23 protein-coding genes are annotated in these 23180 nt (G+C 73.7%); 20 read left to right on the plus strand and 3 right to left on the minus strand.

Features of this window, described 5'->3' with window-relative positions:
- Positions 1 to 23: 23 nt before the first annotated feature.
- Positions 24 to 1160, minus strand: a complete 1137-nt coding sequence (locus tag PIR53_14510) for an acyl-CoA dehydrogenase family protein (GenBank protein WZH51223.1) — start codon at positions 1158 to 1160, stop codon at positions 24 to 26.
- Between the two features lie 182 nt (positions 1161 to 1342).
- Between PIR53_14510 and PIR53_14515 the strand changes: the two genes are divergently transcribed.
- The 6 genes from PIR53_14515 (at position 1343) to PIR53_14540 (ending at position 6804) form a co-directional block, all read left to right on the plus strand.
- On the plus strand, positions 1343 to 2854 hold the full coding sequence (locus tag PIR53_14515; GenBank protein WZH51224.1) for a PAS domain S-box protein: 1512 nt from the start codon (positions 1343 to 1345) through the stop codon (positions 2852 to 2854).
- A 181-nt stretch (positions 2855 to 3035) separates the two neighbouring features.
- On the plus strand, positions 3036 to 3317 hold the full coding sequence (locus PIR53_14520) for a hypothetical protein (protein ID WZH51225.1): 282 nt from the start codon (positions 3036 to 3038) through the stop codon (positions 3315 to 3317).
- Positions 3314 to 4612, plus strand: a complete 1299-nt coding sequence (locus tag PIR53_14525) for an amidase (GenBank protein ID WZH51226.1) — start codon at positions 3314 to 3316, stop codon at positions 4610 to 4612. The genes PIR53_14520 and PIR53_14525 overlap by 4 nt, the downstream gene beginning before the upstream one ends.
- Positions 4609 to 5220, plus strand: a complete 612-nt coding sequence (locus tag PIR53_14530) for a response regulator (GenBank protein WZH51227.1) — start codon at positions 4609 to 4611, stop codon at positions 5218 to 5220. Before PIR53_14525 ends, PIR53_14530 begins: the two co-directional genes overlap by 4 nt.
- Positions 5221 to 5329: 109 nt before the next feature.
- Positions 5330 to 6226 carry a dioxygenase gene (locus PIR53_14535; GenBank protein ID WZH51228.1) on the plus strand — a complete coding sequence of 299 codons (897 nt, stop codon included), beginning with the start codon at positions 5330 to 5332 and terminating at the stop codon, positions 6224 to 6226.
- A complete protein-coding gene (locus tag PIR53_14540; protein ID WZH51229.1) occupies positions 6223 to 6804 on the plus strand; it encodes a nuclear transport factor 2 family protein in 582 nt (193 codons plus the stop codon). Before PIR53_14535 ends, PIR53_14540 begins: the two co-directional genes overlap by 4 nt.
- Before the next feature lie 64 nt (positions 6805 to 6868).
- Here the strand turns inward: PIR53_14540 and PIR53_14545 are convergent, their stop codons facing one another.
- Together PIR53_14545 and PIR53_14550 are read right to left on the minus strand one after the other, a co-directional pair.
- A complete protein-coding gene (locus tag PIR53_14545) occupies positions 6869 to 7366 on the minus strand; it encodes a flavin reductase (GenBank protein WZH51230.1) in 498 nt (165 codons plus the stop codon).
- A gap of 69 nt (positions 7367 to 7435) precedes the next feature.
- Positions 7436 to 8497 carry a maleylacetate reductase gene (locus tag PIR53_14550; protein WZH51231.1) on the minus strand — a complete coding sequence of 354 codons (1062 nt, stop codon included), beginning with the start codon at positions 8495 to 8497 and terminating at the stop codon, positions 7436 to 7438.
- A 218-nt stretch (positions 8498 to 8715) separates the two neighbouring features.
- Between PIR53_14550 and PIR53_14555 the strand changes: the two genes are divergently transcribed.
- From PIR53_14555 to catC, 14 genes are all read left to right on the plus strand, one after another.
- Positions 8716 to 10146: an APC family permease gene (locus PIR53_14555; GenBank protein WZH51232.1), complete on the plus strand. Its 1431-nt coding sequence runs from the start codon at positions 8716 to 8718 to the stop codon at positions 10144 to 10146.
- Positions 10147 to 10176: 30 nt separating this feature from the next.
- Entirely contained in the window at positions 10177 to 12180 is a 2004-nt protein-coding gene (locus tag PIR53_14560) for a primary-amine oxidase (GenBank protein WZH51233.1), read from the plus strand.
- A 2-nt stretch (positions 12181 to 12182) separates the two neighbouring features.
- A complete protein-coding gene (locus tag PIR53_14565) occupies positions 12183 to 12644 on the plus strand; it encodes a hypothetical protein (GenBank protein WZH51234.1) in 462 nt (153 codons plus the stop codon).
- Positions 12641 to 14119, plus strand: coding sequence for an aldehyde dehydrogenase family protein (locus PIR53_14570; protein ID WZH51235.1), 1479 nt, complete (start codon positions 12641 to 12643; stop codon positions 14117 to 14119). The genes PIR53_14565 and PIR53_14570 overlap by 4 nt, the downstream gene beginning before the upstream one ends.
- A gap of 70 nt (positions 14120 to 14189) precedes the next feature.
- The gene (locus PIR53_14575; GenBank protein ID WZH51236.1) at positions 14190 to 14750 is read left to right on the plus strand and encodes a TetR family transcriptional regulator; all 561 of its coding nucleotides are present in this window, start codon (positions 14190 to 14192) and stop codon (positions 14748 to 14750) included.
- Between the two features lie 151 nt (positions 14751 to 14901).
- Positions 14902 to 16248, plus strand: a complete 1347-nt coding sequence (locus PIR53_14580) for an MFS transporter (GenBank protein ID WZH51237.1) — start codon at positions 14902 to 14904, stop codon at positions 16246 to 16248.
- 39 nt (positions 16249 to 16287) lie between these two features.
- Positions 16288 to 17082: an IclR family transcriptional regulator C-terminal domain-containing protein gene (locus PIR53_14585; protein ID WZH51238.1), complete on the plus strand. Its 795-nt coding sequence runs from the start codon at positions 16288 to 16290 to the stop codon at positions 17080 to 17082.
- Positions 17083 to 17179: 97 nt separating this feature from the next.
- On the plus strand, positions 17180 to 18439 hold the full coding sequence (locus PIR53_14590; GenBank protein ID WZH51239.1) for a thiolase family protein: 1260 nt from the start codon (positions 17180 to 17182) through the stop codon (positions 18437 to 18439).
- Positions 18436 to 19143: a 3-oxoacid CoA-transferase subunit A gene (locus PIR53_14595; protein ID WZH51240.1), complete on the plus strand. Its 708-nt coding sequence runs from the start codon at positions 18436 to 18438 to the stop codon at positions 19141 to 19143. Before PIR53_14590 ends, PIR53_14595 begins: the two co-directional genes overlap by 4 nt.
- Positions 19140 to 19826, plus strand: coding sequence for a 3-oxoacid CoA-transferase subunit B (locus PIR53_14600; GenBank protein WZH51241.1), 687 nt, complete (start codon positions 19140 to 19142; stop codon positions 19824 to 19826). The genes PIR53_14595 and PIR53_14600 overlap by 4 nt, the downstream gene beginning before the upstream one ends.
- Positions 19827 to 19846: 20 nt before the next feature.
- Complete coding sequence (locus PIR53_14605; protein WZH51242.1) at positions 19847 to 20752, plus strand: LysR substrate-binding domain-containing protein; 906 nt, start codon at positions 19847 to 19849, stop codon at positions 20750 to 20752.
- A gap of 70 nt (positions 20753 to 20822) precedes the next feature.
- Positions 20823 to 21926, plus strand: a complete 1104-nt coding sequence (locus PIR53_14610) for an enolase C-terminal domain-like protein (GenBank protein ID WZH51243.1) — start codon at positions 20823 to 20825, stop codon at positions 21924 to 21926.
- Positions 21927 to 21980: 54 nt separating this feature from the next.
- A complete protein-coding gene (catA, locus tag PIR53_14615) occupies positions 21981 to 22856 on the plus strand; it encodes a catechol 1,2-dioxygenase (GenBank protein WZH51244.1) in 876 nt (291 codons plus the stop codon).
- Positions 22857 to 22860: 4 nt separating this feature from the next.
- Entirely contained in the window at positions 22861 to 23136 is a 276-nt protein-coding gene (gene catC / locus PIR53_14620) for a muconolactone Delta-isomerase (protein WZH51245.1), read from the plus strand.
- Positions 23137 to 23180: the final 44 nt, after the last annotated feature.

Raw genomic sequence — 23180 nt, forward strand, 5'->3', positions numbered from 1 at the left:
GCTCGGTCGGGGCTCGGTCGGGCTCAGGCGAAGCCGGGGACGGTCGGGGGCTGGCCGAGCAGCACGGAGCCGCCCGCGTCGTACCAGGACTGCCCGAGGAAGGCGTGCAGCTGCGGGACGCTCACGTCCTGGCGCATGACCTGGAGCGGGTGCTGGTTGTTGGAGGTCGCCGAGCCCGAGATGGCGCAGAGGTCGGCGACGACCCGCGCCGCGACGTCGGCCATGTGGGCCGCCGAGACGCGGATGTCGGCGTGCTGCTCCGGGGACACCTCGTCCCCGGCGAGGACCGTCTGCCAGACCTGGTCGGCGACCTCGAGGAACCAGGCGCGGGCGGAGCGCAGCGCGGCGGTCGCGTGCGCGAACTGCGTGCGGTAGTAGGCCCGGGTGGCGAGCGGCGGAGCGCCGGTGATGCCGGTGCGGGACCCGGCCTCGCGCACGTACTCCAGCGCGGCCCCGGCGACACCGAGGGCGACGGCGGCGAAGACCTGGGCCTGGTAGCCGATCGCGGGGTAGCGGTGCAGGGGCTCGTCGATGTGGGAGGCGCCGCCGCGCACGAAGGTCCACTCGCGCGGCACCTCGACGTCCTCCACCACGACGTCGAACGACCCGGAGGCCTTCAGCCCCGTGACGTCCCACTCCTGGATGATCCGGACCTGCTCGGGGCGCAGCACCACGGCCCGCGGCTTGCCGCCGCTCGACTCGTCACCGGGGATGCCGACGCCGATCCAGTCGGCGCCCATGCAGCCGCTCGCGAACTTCCACCGGCCGTTGACGATGTAGCCGTCGGCGGTCTCCTTCACGGGGTGGACCGGGAAGAGCCCGCCGGCGTAGGCCACGTCCGGGCCGTCGCGGTAGATCTCTGCCTGCGTCTCGAGGGGGAGGCTGCCGAGGTAGGTCAGCGCCGACCCGAAGGTGGCGACCCAGCCGGTCGAGCCGTCGACCGCCGCGATGCGCTCGATCATCTGGAGGAACTCGGCCGGCGGGACCGGCTCGCCACCGAACTGCTGGGGCGCCGAGGCCCGGTAGATGCCGAGCTCCTTGAGGCGGGCGACGAAGTCGCGCGGCACGTAGGACTGCGCGTGGAACTCGCCCCGGCGCTCGGCCAGCTCCGCGAGCACGGTGTCCCACGTGGCGGTGGGTCGGGCTGCGGTGAGGGTCATGGTCATCTCCCTGCGGTCGAGGCGGCCGTCGTCGGCCGTGGGATCCGCCGTCCGGAGGGCCGGACGACGAGAACGACGTTAGGAACGTCACCCGGCCCGGCGACATTGGGAATGACCGGCCTCGCCTAGGGGAATCCCTCAGCGGCTCCTGTCGACCCTCCGCCAGCGCTTACCGTGGGCGGATGGTCGTCGACCCGCAGGCCCCCGAGCTCACCCTGGGCGACTTCCGCTCGCTGGCGATGGCGACGAACACCTGCCTGCTGCTGCACGACGCGGAGACGAAACGCATCCTGTGGGCCAACCCGGCGGCCAGCGAACTGCTCGGCTGGAGCGTCACCGAGCTCCGCCCGCTGACGGCCTCCGACATGAGCAGCTCGGCGCAGCAGTACGACCGCGTCCTCGGCCGCGCCTGGCTCCAGGTCGCCGCCGAGACCGGCGTCAACCGCATCGAGTGGCACTACCGCACCCGCGACGGGCGTGTGATCCCGACGGAGGCCGTCGCCGTGCGCGTGGAGCTCGACCAGGGCCCCGCCCTCCTCGTGCACTTCCGCGACATCGAGCGCGAGCAGGCGATCGAGCGCCAGCTGCGGCTCACCACGTCGTACGTCGAGTCCCTGGCCCAGCACACGTCCACGATCGCCGTCATGCTCGATCCCGACGGCGTCGTGCGGTTCGCGACGGACACGGCGCTCGCGGCGCTCGGGGCACCGGCCGAGCGGGAGCCGGGCCGGATCGAGGAGCTGGCCCGGATCACGGTGGGGGGCACCACCGACAGCCCGGTCGGCTGGGTCGAGGCGGCGGCCGCGGCCGTTCCCGTGACCCACGTGCAGCTCGACGTCACGCGGCCGGGCGGCGAGCGGGCGTGGCTCGAGGGCACGCTCGAGGCGGTGCAGGGCGGCGACGAGCAGGACGGCTTCCTCATGATCCTGCACGACGTCTCCGACCGGGTGCACGGCCAGCTGCGCCGCCAGCGGGAGCTGCACCAGGAGAACTACCTGGCGCGCTACAACGCGATGGGCGACATGGCGATGGCCATCGCGCACGAGCTGGGGCAGCCGCTCGCCGCGGCGTACAACTTCCTCGCCGGCGCCGCCGCCCGGGCGAGGGCTGCGGGCGCGCCCGCGGCCACGCCGCAGGAAGACCCGGTCGCCTACGGCATCGCGAGCGCCACGACGCAGATCGAGCGCGCCCGGGCGATCGTCAACGCGCTGCGGTCGTTCGTCGGCCACCTCGAGCAGATCGAGCGCGAGGAGGACCTCAACGAGATCGTCGACGAGTGCCTCCACTTCGTGCAGCTCCGGGCCGCGGACGCCGGCGTCGAGGTGCGGCTCGACCTCGCCCCCGCGCCGGTGCACGTGCGCTGCGAGCGGGTGCTGACCGGCCAGGTCCTGCTCAACCTCTGCTTCAACGCCGTCGACGCGCTCGCCGGGGTGCCGCCCGCGCAGCGCCGGCTCACCATCACGACGCGCGACGAGGGCGGCTCGGGCCTCCTCACCGTGGACGACGCCGGGCCCGGGCTGACGCGCGACCCGTTCGAGGAGTCCTTCACCTCGAAGGAGCACGGCAGCGGCATCGGCCTCGCCCTCAGCTACCGCATCGTCACGCGCCAGCACGGCACCATCTGGGCCGAGCGGAGTCCCGACGGGGGCTCGCGCTTCGCCGTACGGCTGCCGCGGACGGCGCCGCCGCGGTGAGGGGGCGGAGCCCTGGTCACGACCGCCGCGGGGCGTCAGACTAAAGAAATCCCTACAGGTGGGCCGGGGAATCAGTGATACGACCGGCTGAGAACCTTCCCTAGCATCGCTGCTCACTGGCCCGCCCGCACCTCAGCCGGCGGACGCGACCGTGACGCACCCGGCATCGGAGGCCCTCACCGTGACCGAGACCCGCAAGATGACGCTGACCTGCTACAACGACACGCACGGCTACGGCTGGCGTCACGTCGACCTCTTCACGCACGACGAGGAGGGCCGGGAGCTCAACTGGGTCCACTGGCAGGTGCCGGGCGACGGTCCCGAGGTCGCCGACGACGTGACCGCCCGCGTGGAGCCGCTGCTCCGCCGCACCTCCGACTGGCGCCACGACGTGAGCGCGAGCGGCATGGACTACTGGGTCGCCGACGCCGCCTGGGCCGATCCCACCGGGGCCGACGCGTGAACGAGCACGACGCTCTCGGCGCGTGGCGACCCTGGTCGCTGCGCGACCACCTGGCCGCGGGCGATCCTGCGGCGTCCCGCGCGCGGGCCGAGCAGCGCTACCGCGAGGTCGATCCCCAGGTGCTGGCCTGGGTGGAGCGCACGCCCGTCACCGAGCCCGAGCCCGCCGGCCCCCTCGCCGGCGCTCCCCTCGGCGTCAAGGACGTCGTCGACCTCGCCGGGGTGCCGACGCGCTGCGGCTCGGCCCTGCGGGCGGACGCCCCGCCCGCCACCGAGGACGCCGCGATCGTCGCCGCGTGGCGCAAGGCCGGCGCCGTCCCCGTCGGCAAGACCGTCACGACCGAGTTCGCCTACTTCTCCCCCGGCCCGACCCGCAACCCCGCCCGCCTCGGCCACACGCCCGGCGGCTCGTCGAGCGGGTCCGCAGCAGCGGTCGCGTCCGGGCAGGTGCCCGTCGCCATCGGCGCGCAGACGGCGGGCTCGGTGACCCGGCCCGCGGCGTACTGCGGCGTCGCCTCGCTCGTCATGACCCCCGGGCGGTTCCCCACCCGCGGCGTCGTCGGCCTCAGCCCGACGCTCGACGCCCATGGCGTCTTCACCGCCACGGTCGCCGACCTCGCCCACGCCTTCGCCGCCCTCGACGGCCGGCCTGACGGCCCCCCGGTCCCCGCCCTGCCGCGGCGGGTGCTGCTGTGGCACCCGCACGGCATCGGCGACGTCGACGTCGAGATGACCGCCGCGGTGGACCGCGTGGCACACCTCCTCACCGAGCGCGGCGTCGAGGTCGACGCGCTGCACGCCGGCGACCGCGACCGCGAGCTCGTCGCGGCCCACCTCACGGTGATGGCCTTCGAGGCCGCCCGTGAGCGCCCGGCCGAGGTCGCGGCGACCGACCGCCTGAGCGAACCGCTCGCGGCGCTCCTGCGCCGCGGTGCCGGCCTGCACGACGAGGAGCACCTCGCCGCCCTTGCCGCGGCCGACCGGCACCGGAGGGACCTGCTGGACCTGCTCGCGACGTACGACGCGGTCATCGGCCCGGCCGCCCTGGGCCCCGCGCCCGCCGGGCTCCGTGCCACCGGCGACCCCGTCCTCAGCCGCCCCTGGCAGGTGCTCGGGCTGCCGACGGTCGGGATCCCCGGCCTGCGCAGCGCCGAGGGCCTACCGCTGGGCCTGCAGGCGGTGGGCGCCCCCGGTCGCGAGGAGCGGCTGCTCGCGACCGCCGGCGGCGTGGAGTCCGTCGTTCAGGCGCACGCCCGTCCCGCCCACCCCGAACCGGCCCGAGGCGGCGCGCGATGACGTCCGTCGTGGTCCACATCGTCGACGACGACGAAGACCTGCGCCGCTCGCTCGTCTTCCTGCTCGAGTCGATCGGGCTCCAGGCGCTGACCTACCCCGACGCGGCGTCCTTCCTCGACGAGCACGACCCCGAGGAGCCCGCCGTGCTCATCGTCGACGTGCGCATGCCGACGATGAACGGCTTCCAGCTGCTCGAGCGCCTGCTCGCCGACGGCTACCCGGCGCCGGTCGTCTTCTGCTCCGCCCACGGCGACATCGCGATGTCGGTGCGTGCCCTGCGCGGCGGGGCGGTGCACTTCCTCGAGAAGCCCTACGACCCCCAGCAGATGATCGACGTCGTGCAGGAGAACCTCGTCGAGGCGGAGGAACGCTTCGCCGCCCGGGCGTCGCGCCGCGACGTCGCCGTGCGACTCGAGCCGCTGACGCCCCGCGAGCGCGACGTGCTCCGCCTCGTCATCGACGGCCTCCCGAGCCAGCTCATCGCCCGCGAGCTGGGCATGAGCGTCAAGACCGTGGACGTGCACCGCGCCCGCATCAAGGCCAAGACCGAGGCCGACAGCCTCGGCGCCCTGGTGCGCGACGTGCTGCAGCACCAGGTCCCCTTCTAGACCCGCTCCCTACCCCCCCACCGACGACGGGTCCGGCCCGTCCCCCGGCACGCCGCGACGAGCCCGCGTGCCGGTCCTCCGCATGCCACCACCACCGGGAAGGACCCCGATGACGACCACCGCCGACCCGTCCGCCGCGCGGGAGGAGGAGCTCACGCAACGCGTGGTCGACTCCTTCTCCGGCTGCCCGGACGACCGCCTGCGCACCGTGATGACCTCCCTGGTGCGCCACCTCCACGCCTTCGTGCGCGACGTGCGCCTCCGTGAGGAGGAGTGGGGCGCCGCCATCGACTTCCTCACCCGCTGCGGCCACATCACCGACGACGAGCGGCAGGAGTTCATCCTGCTCTCCGACGTGCTCGGCGCCTCCATGCAGACCATCACGGTCAACGACACGGCGGAGGCCGGGGCGACGGAGGCGACGGTCTTCGGCCCGTTCTTCGTCGACGGCGCGCCGGAGGTCCCGCACGGCGGCGACATCTCGTTCGGCGCGTCCGGCGAGCCGTGCTGGGTCGAGGGCACCGTCACCGACACCACCGGCCGCCCCGTGCCCGGGGCACGCCTCGAGGTCTGGGAGGCCGACGAGGACGGGTTCTACGACGTCCAGTACGGCGACGGTCGCACCGCCGCCCGGGCCCACCTGTTCACCGACGAGAACGGCCGCTACGCCTTCTGGGGCGTCACCCCGACGCCGTACCCCATCCCCGCCGACGGACCCGTCGGCGAGCTGCTCGCCGCGACGGGGCGCACCCCGATGCGCGCCTCCCACCTGCACTTCATGGTCACGGCGCCCGGCCTGCGGCGCCTCGTGACCCACATCTTCGTGCGCGGCGACGCCCACCTCGCCTCCGACTCCGTCTTCGGCGTCAAGGAGTCGCTCGTCACCGACTTCACGCCCCAGCCCGCCGGCACGCCGACCCCCGACGGCCGTGCCGTCGACAGCACCTGGAGCCGCGCGCGCTTCGACATCGTGCTCGCCCCCACCCACCGAGAGGACCGACCGTGACCACCACCCCGACCACCCCGTCGACCGAGGCGCTGCTGCGCTCCCTGCAGGAGCGCGTCGACGTGCTCGAGGCCGAGGCCGCGGTACGCCGCGTGCAGGCCCGCTACATGTTCCTGTGCGACACCCCGTGCCCGGAGCCGGGCGTGCGGGACGACCAGCACCGCATCGACCTGATCATGGAGCTCTACACCGAGGACGCGGTCTGGGAGGGCGTCGGGGAGTACTACGACAACCAGTTCGGCAGGGCCGTCGGCGCCGACGCCATCCGCAGGCACTTCCAGGGCTTCTGGGGCGAGAAGCAGGACCCCGCGCTGCTGCTCAACGCGCACTACCTGACGTCCGAGCACATCGAGGTCGACGGCGACACCGCCCGCGGCCTGTGGATCCACATGCAGCCCTGGCTGTTCTCCGACGGCCGCTCGCTGCTCCGCTCCAGCCGCCTCAACAACACCTTCCGCCGCACCGCGGACGGCACCTGGAAGATCACCCGCACGCGCACCGAGAACGTGTTCGTGGCGCCCCTGCCGCAGGAGTTCGCCGAGGCCTACCCGTCGACGTCGGTGCTGCTGACGGAGTGAGCCCCGCACACGACGAGGGCGCCGGACCCAGCGGTCCGGCGCCCTCGTCGTACGTGCGGGGGACTCACGTGGGGAGCGGGTGGAAGGTCCGCTGGTAGTAGACGAGCCCGCCGCTGGTCTCGCTGCGCAGGATCTCGTCGACCTCGACGAACATCACCGTGTGGGAGCCGTGCACGGTCTCGCTGACGACCCGGCCGATGATGGACGCGGCCGCGTCGGCGAGCACGGGCTGTCCCCGGTGCTCCGACCAGCCGTTGCGGGCGAAGCGTTCGTCCATCGTGGCGCCGGTGGCACCGGCGAAGTCGAGGGCGACGTCCTCGTGGCCCGCGCCGAGCACGTTGATGCACACGGCCCGGTTCTGCCGGAACACGTCGTGGGTGTAGCTCGACTGGTTGACGCACACCAGGAGCGTGGGCGGGCGGTCCGTGACGGAGCAGACCGCGCTGATGGTCAGGCCGACCCGCCCTCCGGGGCCGTCGGACGTCACCACGTTGACGGCCGCGGAGAGCTGGCTCATCGCGCCGCGGAACTCGACCTGCTGGGTCGTGAGCGAGGTGGTCATGCCCCGACGCTAGGAGCCGGTCGAGCGCCGCGACATCGAGACTTTCTCCGCCGGGGCTGAGGGTTCTCCCTACGCGGGGGCGCCCCAGGCGGCCCGCAGCAGCCCGTCGAGCCGCGCGGCGGTCAGCGGGACGGGGTTGCCCGTGAGCCCGCTCGCCAGCACGGCCTCGACGACGGCGGGCACGGCGTCCGCCGGCATCCCGAGGTCGCGCAGCGCGCGCGTCGGGCGGAGCCGGGCATAGAGCGCCTCCAGCTCGTCGAGGGCACGGCGCGTGGTCGAGCCCCCCGGGACGCCGCCCGCGAGCGCGGTCGCCAGGCGAGCGTCCAGCTCGGGCACCGCGGGCGCGTTGAACGCGAGCACGTGCGGCAGCACCGCCGCGTGGGTCTCCGCGTGGGGCAGGTCGAGGAGCCCGCCCAGCACGTGGCAGATCTTGTGGTGCAGGCCCGAGCCGGCGTCGGCGAACACGGCACCCGCGAGGTGCGTGGCCCGCAGCAGGTCCTCGCGGGCCGGCAGGTCGGTGCCGTCCTCCGCGACGCGCGGCAGGGTCCGGGCGAGGAGGGCGGCACCCTCGAGCGCCCGCGTCGTGGTCTCCGGCGTCGCGCGGGGGGCCCACAGGCTGTCGACGCAGTGGGCGAGGGCGTTGAGGCCCGAGGCCACGCCGTAGGCGGCGGGCAGCGTGAGGGTCAGGGCCGCGTCGTACACCACGGTGCGCGGCAGCGCGCGCGGGTCGCTGGCCGTGTGCTTGCCCCCGGCGTCGGTGATGCCCCAGACGGGGGTGGCCTCCGAGCCGGCGTACGTCGTGGGCACCGCCACGATCGGCAGCCCGGTGCGCACCGCCACGGCCTTGGCGAGGCCCGTCGCGGAGCCGCCGCCGATGCAGACGATGCCGTCGACGGAGCGCCGGAGCGCCAGGGCCTCGGCCCGGTCGACGACCCCGGCGGGCACGTGCATCGCCACGTCGTGGAAGCAGGCGGCGACCGGCAGGCCGGCGGTGAGCTCGTCGACGAGCCGGCGCGAACCGGCGACGAGGAGCAGGCGACCGAGCCCGAGGCGCCGCACCGCGGCGGCGAGCTCCTCGGCGGCGCGGCCGGTGGCGAGGTGGACGTCCTGGGTGGGGGACTGCTGGGGCACGGCGACCTCCGTCGGGGGCGGGCAGGGAGTGGACGCGGCCCATCGGAGCACGGAAGCCGGGCGGTGAACCACCTCGGGTCCCTACGGGATTTCCTACGAACTTGGCGCTTGACAAGTTTTGTGCGGCGGGGGGACGGTGGTGCACCTCACACCCGGTGCCGCCGTTGTCACCCCTCTCGGGTCCGCCACCGTCCCCGCCCTCCTCGAGGAGCCCCGGAATGACCGACACCTCAGCGAGCCAGTCCGCCCTGGCTCCCCAGACGCAGCTCAAGCGCGACGCTTTCGGCGTGCCGAGCATCCTGTTCATCGTCCTGTCCGCCCAAGCCCCCCTCACCAGCATCGTCGGCGCCGCTGGCGTCGCCGTCGCTCTGGGGAACGGTCCGGGCCTGCCCGGGGCCTATGTCGCGGTCGGCGCCGTGATCCTCCTGTTCTCGGTCGGCTTCACCACCATGACCCGCCACGTCGACAGTCGCGGCGGGTTCTACGCGCTGATCCGGGCCGGGCTCGGCGAACGGGCCAGCGCGGGCGGCACCCTCGTGGGGCTGCTGTCCTACAGCGCGGTGCAGCTCGCGATGTACGCGCTCATGGGCGCCAGCCTCGGCAACCTGCTCGGTCGTCACTTCGGCTTCTCGTCGCCCTGGTGGCTGTGGGCCCTGGTCGCGATCGCGCTCGTCTGGGGGCTCGGCAGCCGCCAGGTCGAGCTGGGCGCCAAGGTGCTCGCCGTGCTGGTGGGCCTCGAGATCGCGATCCTCACCGCCTTCGCCCTGGTGCTGGTCGCGACCCGGGGCATCGGCTCCTTCGACGTCGCCGCCAGCTTCTCGCCGTCCGCCGTCATGGCCGGCGCCCCCGGCGTCGCCGTGATGTTCGCGGTCGCCTGCATGTTCGGCTTCGAGTCCACCGCCATCTACTCCGCCGAGGCGCGCGACCCCCGCCGCACCGTGCCGCGCGCGACCTACATTGCCGTGGTCGTAATCGCCGTCTTCCTCGCGGGCACCAGCTGGGCCGTCGTGAGCTACTACGGAGCGGCCGACGCCCAGGGAGCCGCGCTGGAGGCGCTCGGCACCGACGCGGCGCTCTTCGCGCTCAACCCGATCAACGACGTGCTCGGGAGCTGGGCGGGCGCCGCGGCCGACGTGCTCCTCGTGACCTCGCTGTTCGCGGGCGTGCTGGCGTTCCACAACATGATCACGCGCTACTTCCACGCCCTCGCCGGACGCGGCCTGCTGCCCGCCGTGCTCGAGCGCACCAACAAGCACCGCGCCCCGGCGAACGCCTCCCTGGCGCAGACCGTGCTGGCCGCAGCGCTCGTGGTGGTCGTGACCCTGGCCGGGCTCGACCCGATCGCCGACGTGTTCAGCTGGTTCAGCGGGCTCGCGGTCGCCGCCCTCGTCGTGCTCTACCTGCTCACCTCCGTCTCGGCGGTCGCCTTCTTCCGGCGGGAGCCCGTCGAGGAGAACCCCGTCAGCACGCTCGTGGCCCCCATCGCCGCCGCTGCCCTCATGGCCGTCGTCCTCGCCATGGTGGTGCGCAACTTCGGCGTGCTGACCGGCGGGAGCTCGCTGACCGTCGCGCTGCTGCTCGGCTCGGTCCCCGTCGTGTTCGCCCTCGGGGTCGCCGGTGCCCGGCGCGCCGCCGTCCTCCGCTCCTGATCCCCTGCTCCCGACCCTGGAGACCTCACCATGACCACGACCGCCGACCGCGCGGACGCCTCCGTCCCCTCCTCCGACACGGATCCGGCCACCGACGTCCGGCACCCCCTCGCCCCGCTGGCCGCCGACGAGGTGCGCGCGACGCGCCGGATCCTCGACGACGCCGGTCTGATGACGCCGTCGACCCGGGCGGCCTACGTGATGCTCCGGGAGCCCGACAAGGCCGAGGTGCTCGCCTGGTCGCCGGGGCAGCCGGCACCGGCCCGCGAGGTGAGCCTCCTGCTCAGCGACGAGCAGGACATGGCGCTCAGCGCCGTGGTCGTCGACCTCACGGCCGACCGCGTGGCGTCCCTGGAGCCGCTGGATGCGGCGGAGGTCGGCCTCGGCCCCTGCCTCGACGAGGACTACGAGATCGTCGGCAGCATCGTGAAGAACGACCCGGAGTGGGTCGCGGCCATCGCCCGGCGCGGGGTCACCGACCTCGACAAGGTGCGGCCCGTGCCCCTGTCGGCGGGCGTGTTCGGGTACGACGACGAGGTCGGCTCGCGGGTCTACCGCGTGCTCTCGTTCTTCCAGCCCAGCCCGACGGACTTCGCGTGGGGACACCCGATCGGCGGCGTCATCGCCCACGTCGACGTCACCCACCGCACGATCCTCCGCATCGTCGAGACCCACGTCGAGCACACCCCCGAGGAGTCGGCGAACTACCTCGACCCGGCACTCCGCGGCCCGGAGCGCGAGGACCTCAAGCCCATCTCCATCACGCAGCCCGAGGGCGTGTCCTTCACGCTCGCCGACGGCGTGCTGTCGTGGCAGAACTGGCAGGTGCGGCTGGGCTTCAACGGCCGCGAGGGACTCACCCTCCACCAGCTGTCCTACACCGACGCGGGCGAGCTGCGCCCGATCCTCTACCGGGCGTCGGTCGGCGAGATGGTCGTCAACTACGGCGATCCGGGTCCGACCCACGGCTGGCAGAACTACTTCGACATCGGCGAGTACCAGTTCGGCCGCCTCGCCAACTCCCTCGAGCTCGGCTGCGACTGCCTCGGCGACATCACCTACGTCGATGCCGTCGTGGTCGACGACTTCTGCGAACCGGTCACCATCCGCAACGCGATCTGCATCCACGAGGAGGACTACGGGATCCTCTGGAAGCACAACGACATCTTCAACGGCACCAACGAGACCCGCCGGCAGCGTCGCCTGGTGATGTCGTTCTTCGGCACGGTCGGCAACTACGACTACGGCTTCTACTGGTCGCTCTACCTCGACGGCACCATCGAGCTGGAGGTCAAGGCGACCGGCATCCCCTTCCCGTCGGGGTACGACGGCGTCGACCCCTACTTCGCCGAGCTGGCCCCCGGCGTCGGCGCGCCCGTCCACCAGCACCTGTTCTCGGCGCGGCTCGACTTCACCGTCGACGGGGTGCGCAACCACGTCGACGAGCACGACGCCGTCACCGTGCCCACCGGCCCCGACAACCCGTGGGGCAACGCGATCGGGCGCACCACGACCCGTCTGGCGACGGAGCAGGGCGCGAAGCGCCGCGCGGCGTCCGAGCGCAACCGCGTGTGGGTCGTCGGCAGCGACGAGCGCACCAACCGGTTGGGGCGGCCGACGGGCTACGTGCTGCTGCCCGAGGGCCACCCGACGCTGCTCGCCGACGAGGGCTCCTCCATCTCCCGCCGCGCCGAGTTCGCCCGCCACCACCTGTGGGTGACCCACTACGACCGCGACCAGCTGTGGCCGTCCGGCTACACCGTCAACCAGAACCCGGGCGGCGACGGGCTGCCGGCGTACGCCGCGGGCGACCTGTCCGTCGACGGCGAGGACCTCGTCGTGTGGCACACCTTCGGGCTGACCCACTTCGTGCGGCCCGAGGACTGGCCGATCATGCCGGTCGACTACACGGGCTTCAAGCTCAAGCCGCACGGCTTCTTCGACCGCAACCCCACCCTCGACGTACCCGACCTGACGAAGCGCTCCGGGGGCCACGCGCCCGCCGGGGGGTCCGACGGCCACTGCGCGTGCTGACGATGTCGACCACCGTCGTCGAGCGGCCGCAGGACCGGCAGCGCCCCGGCCCCGATCCCGTCGCGATCCGACGCGTCGCGGCCGGTGGTGCGCTCCTCGCCGCCGCCGGGCACCTCGGGGTCGCCGCCGTGGCCCCGGGGGCCGGCACCCTCGTCATGCTGCTCATGGCGGCGGCGTGCCTGCCCTGCGCCCTCCACCTCTGGACGCACGGCGACCGCCGCACCTGGTGGACCCTCGGGGCGTGCGCGGGCCTCATGGTCCTCGTCCACTCCGTGCTGATGGCCGGGCACGCGCACGGCGGCCACGACCCGGCCGCCGTGGGCGCCGGCGCGGCCACCGCCCACGCCCTCATGTGGGCCCTGACCTGGCTGGAGACCGCGGTCGCCGCGGTCTGCCTGGTCGCCCCCGCTGCCGACGCCGGCACCACCACCTCGACCCGATCCACCACCTGGGAGACCTCATGACCACCGCACCCGAGCTCGACCGGCCCACCGTCCCGAGCGACCTGACGACCGACCTCCTCGTCGCCGGGACGTGGACCTCCGGCGGCGCCGGCATCCTCCCCACGCTGAACCCGGCGACCGGCGAGGTGCTGGCCGAGGTGGCGGCCGCGGACACCGACGACGTCGACCGCGCCGTCGCCGCGGCCGAGGAGGCGTTCCGCACGACGTGGGCCGCCGTCCCGCCCCACGAGCGGGCCGCGCTGCTGCACCGCCTCGCCGACCTCGTGGAGCGCGACGCCCAGCACCTCGCGACGCTGGAGGCGCTCGACGTCGGGTCCTCGTTCGGCTTCGCCCAGATGCTGTTCGTGCCGAACCTCGTGCGCTCGCTGCGCTACTACGCGGGCTGGGCCGACAAGCTCGAGGGCCAGCTCGTGCCCGCCGACGCCTTCATGGGGCGTCCCGTCCACGCGTACACGAAGCGCGAGCCCCTCGGCGTGGTCGCCGCGATCGTGCCGTGGAACTCGCCGCTGATGATCCTGGGCTGGAAGCTGGCGCCCGCGCTGGCCACCGGCAACGTCGTCATCGTGAAGCCCTCGGAGGAGGCGCCGCTCTCTTGCCTGCACGTGGTGCGCCTGGCCGCCGAGGCCGGCTTCCCGGCCGGCACCGTCCAGGTGCTGCCGGGCGCCGGCGCGGTCGTCGGCGAGGCCCTCTCCCTGCACGCCGGTGTGCAGAAGGTGAGCTTCACCGGCTCGACCCCCGTCGGCCGCCGCATCGCCCAGAACGCGACGCACACCTTCAAGCGAACCACCCTCGAGCTGGGCGGCAAGTCGGCGCAGCTCGTCTTCGCCGACGCCGACGTGGAGCGCACCGTGCCGGGCATCGCGATGGGCCTCTTCGCCAACCAGGGCGAGTCGTGCGCCATCGGCTCGCGCGTGCTCGTGCACCGTTCCCTGCACGACCAGGTCGTGGAGGGGCTGCGCGAGGCGCAGCGCGCCCAGGTCGTCGGCGACCCGTTCGACCCGAGCACCACCGTCGGCCCCCTCATCAGCGCGCGCCACCGCGACCGGGTGATGGGGTACGTCGAGAGCGGCCGCACCGAGGGCGCGACCCTGGTCGCGGGCGGCGCGGCCGTGGACCGGCCGGGCTTCTTCGTGGAGCCGACCGTCTTCGCCGGGGACCACGACCTGACGATCGCCCGCGAGGAGATCTTCGGGCCCGTCGGCGTCGTCATCCCGTTCGACGACGAGGACGACGCCATCCGCCTGGCGAACTCCACGGAGTACGGCCTCGCCGCCACCGTCTGGACGGGCGACGTCACCCGCGCCCACTCCGTCGCGGACCGGCTCCGCGCCGGGGCCGTGGCGGTCAACGGCTGGTCGCCGCTCGCCCCGCAGCTGCCGTGGGGCGGCGTCGGCGCCAGCGGCGTGGGCCGCGAGCTCGGCGTCGAGGGCATCCTCGAGAACACGGAGACGAAGACCGTCACCGTCGTGCTGTGAGACCTCCGGGGACCGGCCCCGGCCGGTCCCCGGACCGGGTCCCTAGGATGAGCGGCGGGAGGGGGCGACCATGGGCGTGGCGTACGGCGCGGGGCGACAGGCGCTGCTGGAGGCGGCGATCCACGTCGTCTCCCGCAAGGGGCTGCGGGGGCTGACCTACCGCAGCGTCGCGGCGGAGGCGGGCGTGACCCACGGGTCCGTCGCCTACCACTTCGGCGACCGCGACACCCTGATCCGCGAGGCCCTCGTGCTGAGCGCCCGCGCGAGCATCGAGGACATCGTGCTCACGTCCGACGGCCCGGACTTCGACGGGTTCGCCCGCGGGCTCGTCGACATGGTCTCCACCGATCCCGACCTGCAGGTGTTCCAGTACGAGCTGAGCCTCGAGGCGCGGCGCCGCCCGGAGCTCCTGGGGATCCTGGCCGAGGTCAACGATATCTACCGCGACGCGGTGCGGCGGGAGCTGGAGCGCAACGGTCTCGACGACCCGCAGCTGGCCCACGTCGTCTTCGTGCTCCTCGACGGCCTCGTGTTCCACGAGACCGTGACCGGCGACCACGAGCGCACGCGACGGTCGCTGTCGACCGTGCGCGACCTCCTGCGGGCCTACGCGGCCCGCGTCGGCGCCTGACCCCCGCCTCCCCCGGGGATTTTCCTTACCCCGCGACAGGTTTCTCGGGTGGGGAGGGGTGACCCACCTCTCCTAGCGTCGCCGCACTGTTCCCGACTCGAGGACGTGCGAACACATGACCCCTGCCGCGCCTTCCGGCTCCCCCGCTTCCGTGACCGCCACCGCGTCACCCGACACGCCGCAGAAGAGCAGCACGCTCCGCGTGGGGCTCGCCGCCGGCGTGGGCACCTCGCTGGAGTTCTACGACTTCGCCATCTACGGCACCGCCGCCGCCCTCGTCTTCGGCGAGGTGTTCTTCCAGACCGGCGACCCCTGGTTCGGCACCTTCATGAGCCTGACCACGTTCGCGATCGGCTTCCTCATGGCACCGGTCGGCGCGGCGGTCTTCGGTTGGATCGGCGACCGGCGCGGCCGCCGGGCGGCGCTGCTCGCCGCGTTCGTCACGATGGGCGTCTCGACCCTGCTGATGGGTCTCCTGCCGTCGTACGCCGTCATCGGGGTCGCCGCCCCGATCCTCCTGGTGCTCCTGCGGCTCTGCCACGGCGCCGCCCGCGGCGGCGAGAACCAGAGCGCCGCCGTGTTCGCGATGGAGCACGCCCCGGAGCACCGCCGCGGCCTGTTCGGGTCGTTCGTGGCCGTCGGGTCGCCGATCGGGTCGATGCTCGCCAACCTGGCGTTCGCGCTCGTGCTCTTCCTGCCCGAGGACGCGGTGCAGAGCTGGGGCTGGCGCATCCCCTTCCTCGTGGGCGGCGGCGTGCTGGCCATCGGCCTCTGGATCCGGCACGGCGTCGACGAGACGCCCGAGTTCGAGCAGGTCGTGCGGCAGCGCGTCGACGAGGACACCCGCTCGCCGCTCGCCGAGGCGGTGCGCACCGGGTGGCGCCGCATCCTGCTGGTCGCCGGCGTCAACATCGGGCTCAACGCGAGCACGTTCACGCTCGCGACGTTCATGCTGTCGTTCGGCTCGGCGGAGGCACCGCTGGGGCTCGGGCTGCCCCGGCAGCAGATCCTGCTCGGCACGCTCCTCGGCCTGGCGTGCCACGCCGTCGCGAACGTGCTCGCCGCGATGGTCTCCGACCGGGTCGGACGACGCCCGGTCATGGCGGTCGGCGCGGTCGCGTCGCTGGCGTCGGCGCTCACGATGTTCCACCTCACCGCCGTGGGCACGGTCGCGGCGACGAACCTCGCGATCGTCATCGGCTTCATCTGCACGGGCGTGCTCTTCGGTCCGATGTACACCTTCTTCGGCGAGCTGTTCCCGGCCGAGCAGCGGGCCTCCGCCGCGGGCGTGGGCTTCCACATCGGCGCCGTGCTGGGCGGCGGCATCGCGCCCCTCGTCGCCAACCGCATCATCGCGGGCACGCAGCAACCGCACTACGTGGGCTACTACCTGGCCACCCTGCTCGTCGTGACGCTGCTCTGCCTCCGGGCACTGCCCGAGACGGCGCCCTGCCGGATCGGGCGCGCCGCTGCGCCGGAGCCGCTCGCGACCCGCTGACCCCCCGGCGTGCCGCCCGTCTGGCACGCTGTGGCCACCATGCCGACCGATCCGCCGACCGATCCGCCGACCGCACCGGCCCCGCCCGAGCCGATCCAGTCGCTCGTGCGCGGGCTGGCGGTCGTGCGGGCCTTCGACGGCGAGCACCCGCGGCTGACGCTGTCGGACGCCGCCCGGCGCTCCGGCCTGTCCCGGGCGACCGCGCGGCGGGTGCTCCACACGCTCGTCACGGAGGGGTACGCCGCCACCGACGGCCGCACCTTCCGCCTGACGCCCCGCATCCTGGAGCTGGGGTTCGCCTACCTGTCCGCGCTCGGCCTGCCGGCCGTCGCGCAGCCCCACCTCGAGGCCCTCTCCGCCCAGGTGGGCGAGTCGACCTCGCTGGCGGTCCTCGACGGCGACCAGGTCGTGTACGTCGCGCGCGTCGCCACCCGCCGCATCATGAGCGTCGGGATCACGGTGGGCACCCGGTTCCCGGCGTACGCGACCTCGATGGGACGGGTGCTGCTCGCCGGGCTCGAGGACGCGGCGGTCGACGAGGTCCTCGCGGGCGAGCTCGTCGCGTGGACGCCGCGCACCCTGACGGACCCCGCCGCCCTGCGGGCGGAGGTCGAGCGGGCGCGGAGCCGCGGCTGGGCCGCCGTCGAGGAGGAGCTCGAGCGCGGGCTGCGCTCGATCGCGGCTCCGGTGCGGGACGCGGCGGGCGCGGTCGTGGCGGCCGTCAACGTGTCGACGTCCGCGCTCGACGACCGCGACCTCGAGCGGGAGGTGCTCGAGCCGCTGCTCGCGTGTACGGCCGCGATCGGCGCCGACCTGGACCGCACCGGGCACTGACCGCTCCATCTCCGACGCCCTTGGCAGGCGCGGGCCGGCGGCGTACAGTCAGTTCGTACAGCGAACGTTTGTTCGCTAGGCGAACAAGGAGTCTTCGGTGGACCAGCTCGACACCTACCTGTACGCAGCCACCCGCACGCCGTTCGGCCGGTTCAACGGGGCGCTCGCGTCGGTGCGACCCGACGACCTCGCGGCCGGGGTCCTCACGGACCTGCTGGCCCGCACCCCCGGCCTCGACACCGCGAGCCTCGCCGAACGCACCGAGGTGTTCTTCGGCAACGCGAACGGCGCCGGCGAGGACAACCGCAACGTCGGGCGCATGGCCTGGCTGCTCGCCGGCCTGCCCGTCGCGACGCCCGCGACCACGATCAACCGGCTGTGCGGCTCCAGTCTCGACGCGGCGATCCAGGCCTCCCGCGCGCTGGCGTCGGGCGACCTCGGCGACGACGGCATTGCCGTCGTCGGGGGCGTCGAGTCGATGACGCGCGCGCCCTGGGTGCTGCCCAAGTCCGACCGCCCGTTCCCGGCGGGCGACGTCACCGCGGTCTCCACCACGCTCGGCTGGCGGCTCGTCAACCGGCGGATGCCGCAGGAGTGGACGGTCTCGCTGGGCGAGGCGAACGAGCAGCTCCAGGAGCGCTTCGGCATCAGCCGCGAGCGGCAGGACGCGTTCGCCGCGCGGTCGCACGCGCTCGCCACCCAGGCGTGGGCGGACGGCTTCTACGACACCCTCGTCGCACCCGTCGAGGTCCCCGGCCGCGCGGGCACGACGACCGTGTCCCGGGACGAGGGCATCCGCCCCGACACGACCGTCGACACGCTCGCCGGGTTGAAGCCCTCGTTCCGCGCCGACGGCACCATCACCGCCGGCAACGCCTCCCCGCTCTCGGACGGTGCCTCGGCCCTCCTGCTCGGTACGGCGGGGGCCGCGGCCCGCGTGGGCGCCGAGCCGATCGCGCGGATCGCGGGCCGGGCGGCGAGCGCGCTGGAGCCGCAGGCCTTCGGGTTCGCCCCCGTCGAGGCGGCCGACCGGGCCCTGGCGCTGGCCGGCATCGGCTGGGACCAGGTCGGCGCGGTCGAGCTGAACGAGGCGTTCGCGGTCCAGTCCCTGGCCTGCGTCGACGCCTGGCTGCCCCAGGGGCTTCGCGACCCCGAGATCGTCAACACGCGGGGCGGCGCGATCGCGCTGGGCCACCCCCTCGGTGCGTCCGGCGGGCGTGTCCTCGGCACCCTCGCCGCCGTGCTCCGCGAGCGCGGCGAGCGCTGGGGCGTCGCGGCCATCTGCATCGGCGTGGGCCAGGCGCTCGCGGTCGTGCTCGAGAACCCGCAGGCCTCCACGGCGGGAGCGGGCCGATGACCACGTTCCACACCGACCCGGCCGAGGCGGTCGCCGGCATCGCCGACGGGTCCACCGTGCTCGTCGGCGGCTTCGGCATGGCCGGCATGCCGGTGACCCTGGTCGACGCCCTCATCGACTCCGGCGCCCGCGACCTCACGGTCGTGTCCAACAACGCCGGCAACGGAGACACCGGCCTGGCTGCGCTGCTGGCCGCGAAGCGGGTCCGCAAGATCATCTGCTCGTTCCCGCGCCAGTCCGACTCGTGGGTGTTCGACGGGCTCTACCGCGCCGGCGAGCTCGAGCTCGAGGTCGTGCCGCAGGGCAACCTCGCCGAGCGGATGCGCGCGGCGGGCGCGGGCATCGGTGCCTTCTTCTCCCCCACCGGCGTCGGCACGCTGCTCGCCGAGGGCAAGGAGGAGCGCACGATCGACGGTCGTCGCTACGTGCTCGAGATGCCGATCCGGGGCGACGTGGCACTGATCGGCGCCCACCGCGCCGACCCCGTGGGCAACCTCGTGTTCCGCAAGACGGCTCGGAACTTCGGGCCCGTCATGGCGACGGCCGCCACCACGACGATCGTCGAGGTGCGCGAGGTCGTCGGGCTCGGCGAGCTCGACCCCGAGGCGATCGTCACGCCCGGCATCTACGTCGACCGGGTGCTGGACCTGTCCGCCATCCCCGTCGCCATCCCCGCCGCCACCGACCCGGAGGCCACCGCGTGAGCACCCTCGCCCTGCCGTCCGCGACCACCGAGCACACCGACCGCGGCACCCTCGACAAGCACGAGCTCGCCGCGGTGATCGCGCGGGACATCCCGCGGGGGTCCTACGTGAACCTCGGCATCGGGCAGCCGACGCTCGTGGCCGACCACCTCGACCCGGGATCGGGCGTCGTGCTGCACACCGAGAACGGCATGCTCAACATGGGTCCGGCCGCTCACGGCGACGAGGTCGACCCCGACCTCACCAACGCGGGGAAGGTGCCGGTGACGGAGCTGCCGGGCGCGGCGTACTTCCACCAGGCCGACTCGTTCGCCATGATGCGCGGCGGCCACCTCGACGTGTGCGTGCTGGGGGCCTACCAGGTCGCCGCCAACGGCGACCTCGCCAACTGGCACACCGGCGCGCCCGACGCGATCCCCGCAGTGGGCGGGGCGATGGACCTCGCCATCGGGGCCAAGGACGTGCTCGTGATGATGACGCTGTTCTCCAAGGACGGCACGTCGAAGCTCGTCGAGGCGTGCACCTACCCGCTGACCGGGGCGGCCTGCGTGAGCCGGGTCTACACCGACCACGGCGTCTTCGCCGTGGGGGCCGCCGACGGCGTGGTGACCGTGCTGGAGACCTACGGCACGTCGGTCGACGAGCTCGTGTCGCGCACCGGGCTGCCGTTGCGCCGGCTCTGACCCGCTGAGAGGCTCCGGCCATGGAGCTGCGCCACCTGCGGTACTTCGTCGCGGTCGCCGAGGAGTGCCACTTCGGGCGGGCGGCGGAGCGGCTGCACATCGCGCAGCCGCCGCTCAGCCAGCAGATCAAGCAGCTCGAGGCGCACCTCGGCGTCACCCTGCTCACCCGGTCGACACGGCGCGTGGAGCTCACGGCCGCGGGCGCGGCGTACCTCGACCACGCCCGCGCCATCCTCGCGTCCGTCGACCGGGCGGCCGACGACGCGCGGCGGGTCGCCGACGGCCGCACCGGGCGGGTGGCGATCGGGTTCACGGGGTCGGCGACCTACGAGCTGCTGCCCCGCCTCGCCCGCGTGCTGCGCGCCGAGCTGCCGGACGTGGAGGTCGAGCTCCACGGCGAGATCCTCACCCCGGGCCAGGTCGCCCGCCTCCACGACGGCTCGCTCGACGTCGGCGTGCTGCGGCCGCCCGTCGACGACGACGCGCTCGAGCTCCACGTGCTGCGACACGAGCCGCTGGTCGCGGTGCTGCCCGACGCCCACCCCCTCGTCGCGGCCCCGGGGATCTCCGCGGTGCGCCTCGCGGACCTCGCGGGCGAGTCGTTCGTGACCTACCCGTCGGGCCACCGGTCGGTGGTGCACGAGGCCGTGCTGGCCGCCTGTCGTACGGCGGGGTTCGAGCCCCAGCCCGTCGCCGAGGTCGCGGAGACCTCCACCCTCGTGTCGTTCGTGGCCGCGGGGCTGGGCGTGGCGCTGGTGCCGGAGTCGGTCCAGCACCTGCGCATCACGGGGGCCGCCTACCGCCCGCTGGCGGGCGAGGCCCCGACCGTCGACCTCGGCGTGGCCACCCGGCGCAGCGAGGACGCCCCCGTCGTACGCCGCGTGCTCGACCTCCTCCGCGCTGTCGCCACCCCCAGCCGTGATTAGGTCGTCGGATGTCTTGATCCAGATGAACTGAGTCCTTCACGCGACACGATCCTCGTGTGATCGTCGTCGCATGAAGATCAGCCGGGTCGAGGCGATCCCCTACGCGATCCCCTACCGCAAGCCGCTGGCGTTCGCCAGCGGTGCGGTGACGACGGCCGACCACGTGCTCGTGCGCGTGCACACCGACGACGGGATCGTGGGACAGGCCGACGCCCCGCCGCGGCCGTACACGTACGGCGAGACCCAGACCTCCATCCGCAGCGTCGTCACCGAGCTGTTCGCACCGGCGATCGAGGGTCTCTCGATCCTGGACCGCGAGCAGGTGCGGAGCCGCCTGGAGCGCACCGTGGGCAACCCGGTCGCCAAGGCCGCGGTCGACATGGCGATCTGGGACGCGATCGGCCAGACCCTCGGCGTCTCCGTCTCGGAGCTGCTCGGCGGCTTCACCGACCGGGTCCGGGTCTCCCACATGGTCGGCTTCGCCGAGCCGGCGGCCATGGTCGCCGAGGCGGAGCGGATCCGGGAGACCTACGGCATCACCGTCTTCAAGGTGAAGGTCGGCCGCCGGCCCTACCGCCTCGACGTCGACGTCTGCCGCGCCCTGCGCGCCGGGCTCGGCGACGACGTGGAGCTCTACGTCGACGGCAACCGCGGCTGGACCGCCTCGGAGTCGGCCCGGGCTCTCGCCGAGATGGCCGACCTCGGGCTCACCATGGCGGAGGAGCTCTGCCCGGCGGACGACGTGCTCGGCCGTCGCTGGCTCGTGCAGCAGTCGACCATCCCGTGCTTCGCCGACGAGTCCGTCGCGCGGCCCGGCGAGGTGACCCGCGAGCTGCTCGCCGGCGCGGCCACCGGCATCTCGCTCAAGACGTCCCGCACCGGGTTCACCACCAGCCAGCGTCTCGTCGGGCTCTGCGAGGGCCTCGGGGTGGAGGTCGTGGTGGGCAACCAGATCGACACGCAGGTCGGCTCGCTGTGCTCGGCGGCGTTCGCCGCGGCGTACGAGCTCACGTCGCGCCGCGCGGCCGAGCTCTCCAACTTCCTCGACATGACCGACGACCTCCTCGCCGACCCGCTCGTCATCGAGCACGGCGAGCTCAAGGTGCGCGAGGGCCCGGGCCTCGGCATCGCCGTCGACCCGGAGCGCCTCGAGCGCTACCGGCTCGACACCTGAACCCGCTCCGTCCCTCCCGCTCTCGTCCCGCACCACCACACCGAGGAGTCACCGATGACCCAGCAGCTCGCCCCCGACACCGACCTCCACGACGCCGCCGTCGCCCGCGCCGCCGACTCGGGCGCCAACGCGACCGCCCAGTTCCAGGCGAAGCAGAAGGCCGCCGTCGCGGTGTCGAAGGAGCGCGTCAGCGAGGTGGCCACCGCCGCCCTCACCGCCCTCCACGAGGTGATCCGGGACAAGCAGGTGACCTACCAGGAGTACGACGCCCTCAAGGCCTGGATGATCGCCGTCGGCCAGGACGGCGAGTGGCCGCTCTTCCTCGACGTGTGGATCGAGCACGTCGTCGAGGAGGTCGCCAACGCCGACCGCGAGGGCTCGAAGGGCTCCATCGAGGGCCCGTACTACGTCCCGGGCGCACCCGCGCTCCCCGCCCGGGCCACGCTCCCCCAGCGCGACGACGAGGTCGGCTCGCCGCTCCGCTTCCAGGGCCAGGTGCGCGCCGTCGACGGCACGCCGCTGGGCGGCGCCCTCGTCGAGCTGTGGCACGCGGACGACGCAGGCTTCTACTCGCAGTTCGCCCCCGGCATCCCCGAGTGGAACCTCCGCGGCTCGATCACGGCCGACGACGAGGGGCGCTTCTGGATCGACACCATCCAGCCCGCGCCGTACCAGATCCCCACCGACGGCTCCTGCGGCCGCCTCATCGACGCGGCCGGCTGGTCGGCCTGGCGTCCCGCGCACCTGCACCTCAAGGTGTCGGCGCCCGGCCACCGGCTCATCACGACGCAGCTCTACTTCGAGGGCGGGGAGTACGTCGCCAACGACATCGCCTCCGCCGTGAAGCTCGAGCTCGTGCTGGCCCCGACCCCGCGCGCCGACGGCCAGGGTGACGAGGTCACCTACGACTTCGTGCTCGACCCCGCCTGAGCCCGTGCTGTTCTCCGTCCGGATGGACGTCGACCTCCCCCGCGACCTCGACCCCGCGGTGCGCGCCGACACGCTCGCCCGGGAGAAGGCCTACAGCCAGGAGCTGCAGCGCTCCGGGAAGTGGCCGCACATCTGGCGGGTCGTGGGGGCCTACTCGAACATCTCCGTGTTCGACGTCGACTCCACCGAGGAGCTGCACGACCTCCTGTGGAACCTGCCCCTCTTCCCCTACATGACCATCGACGTCACGCCGCTCGCGCCCCACCCGTCGGCGATCTGACCAGCGTCGTGGCCCCAGCGCGCTGTTCTTCGGCGGGGAGGAGA

The organism is Nocardioides alkalitolerans (assembly GCA_038184435.1).
GTDB classification, from domain to species: Bacteria; Actinomycetota; Actinomycetes; order Propionibacteriales; family Nocardioidaceae; genus Nocardioides; species Nocardioides alkalitolerans_A.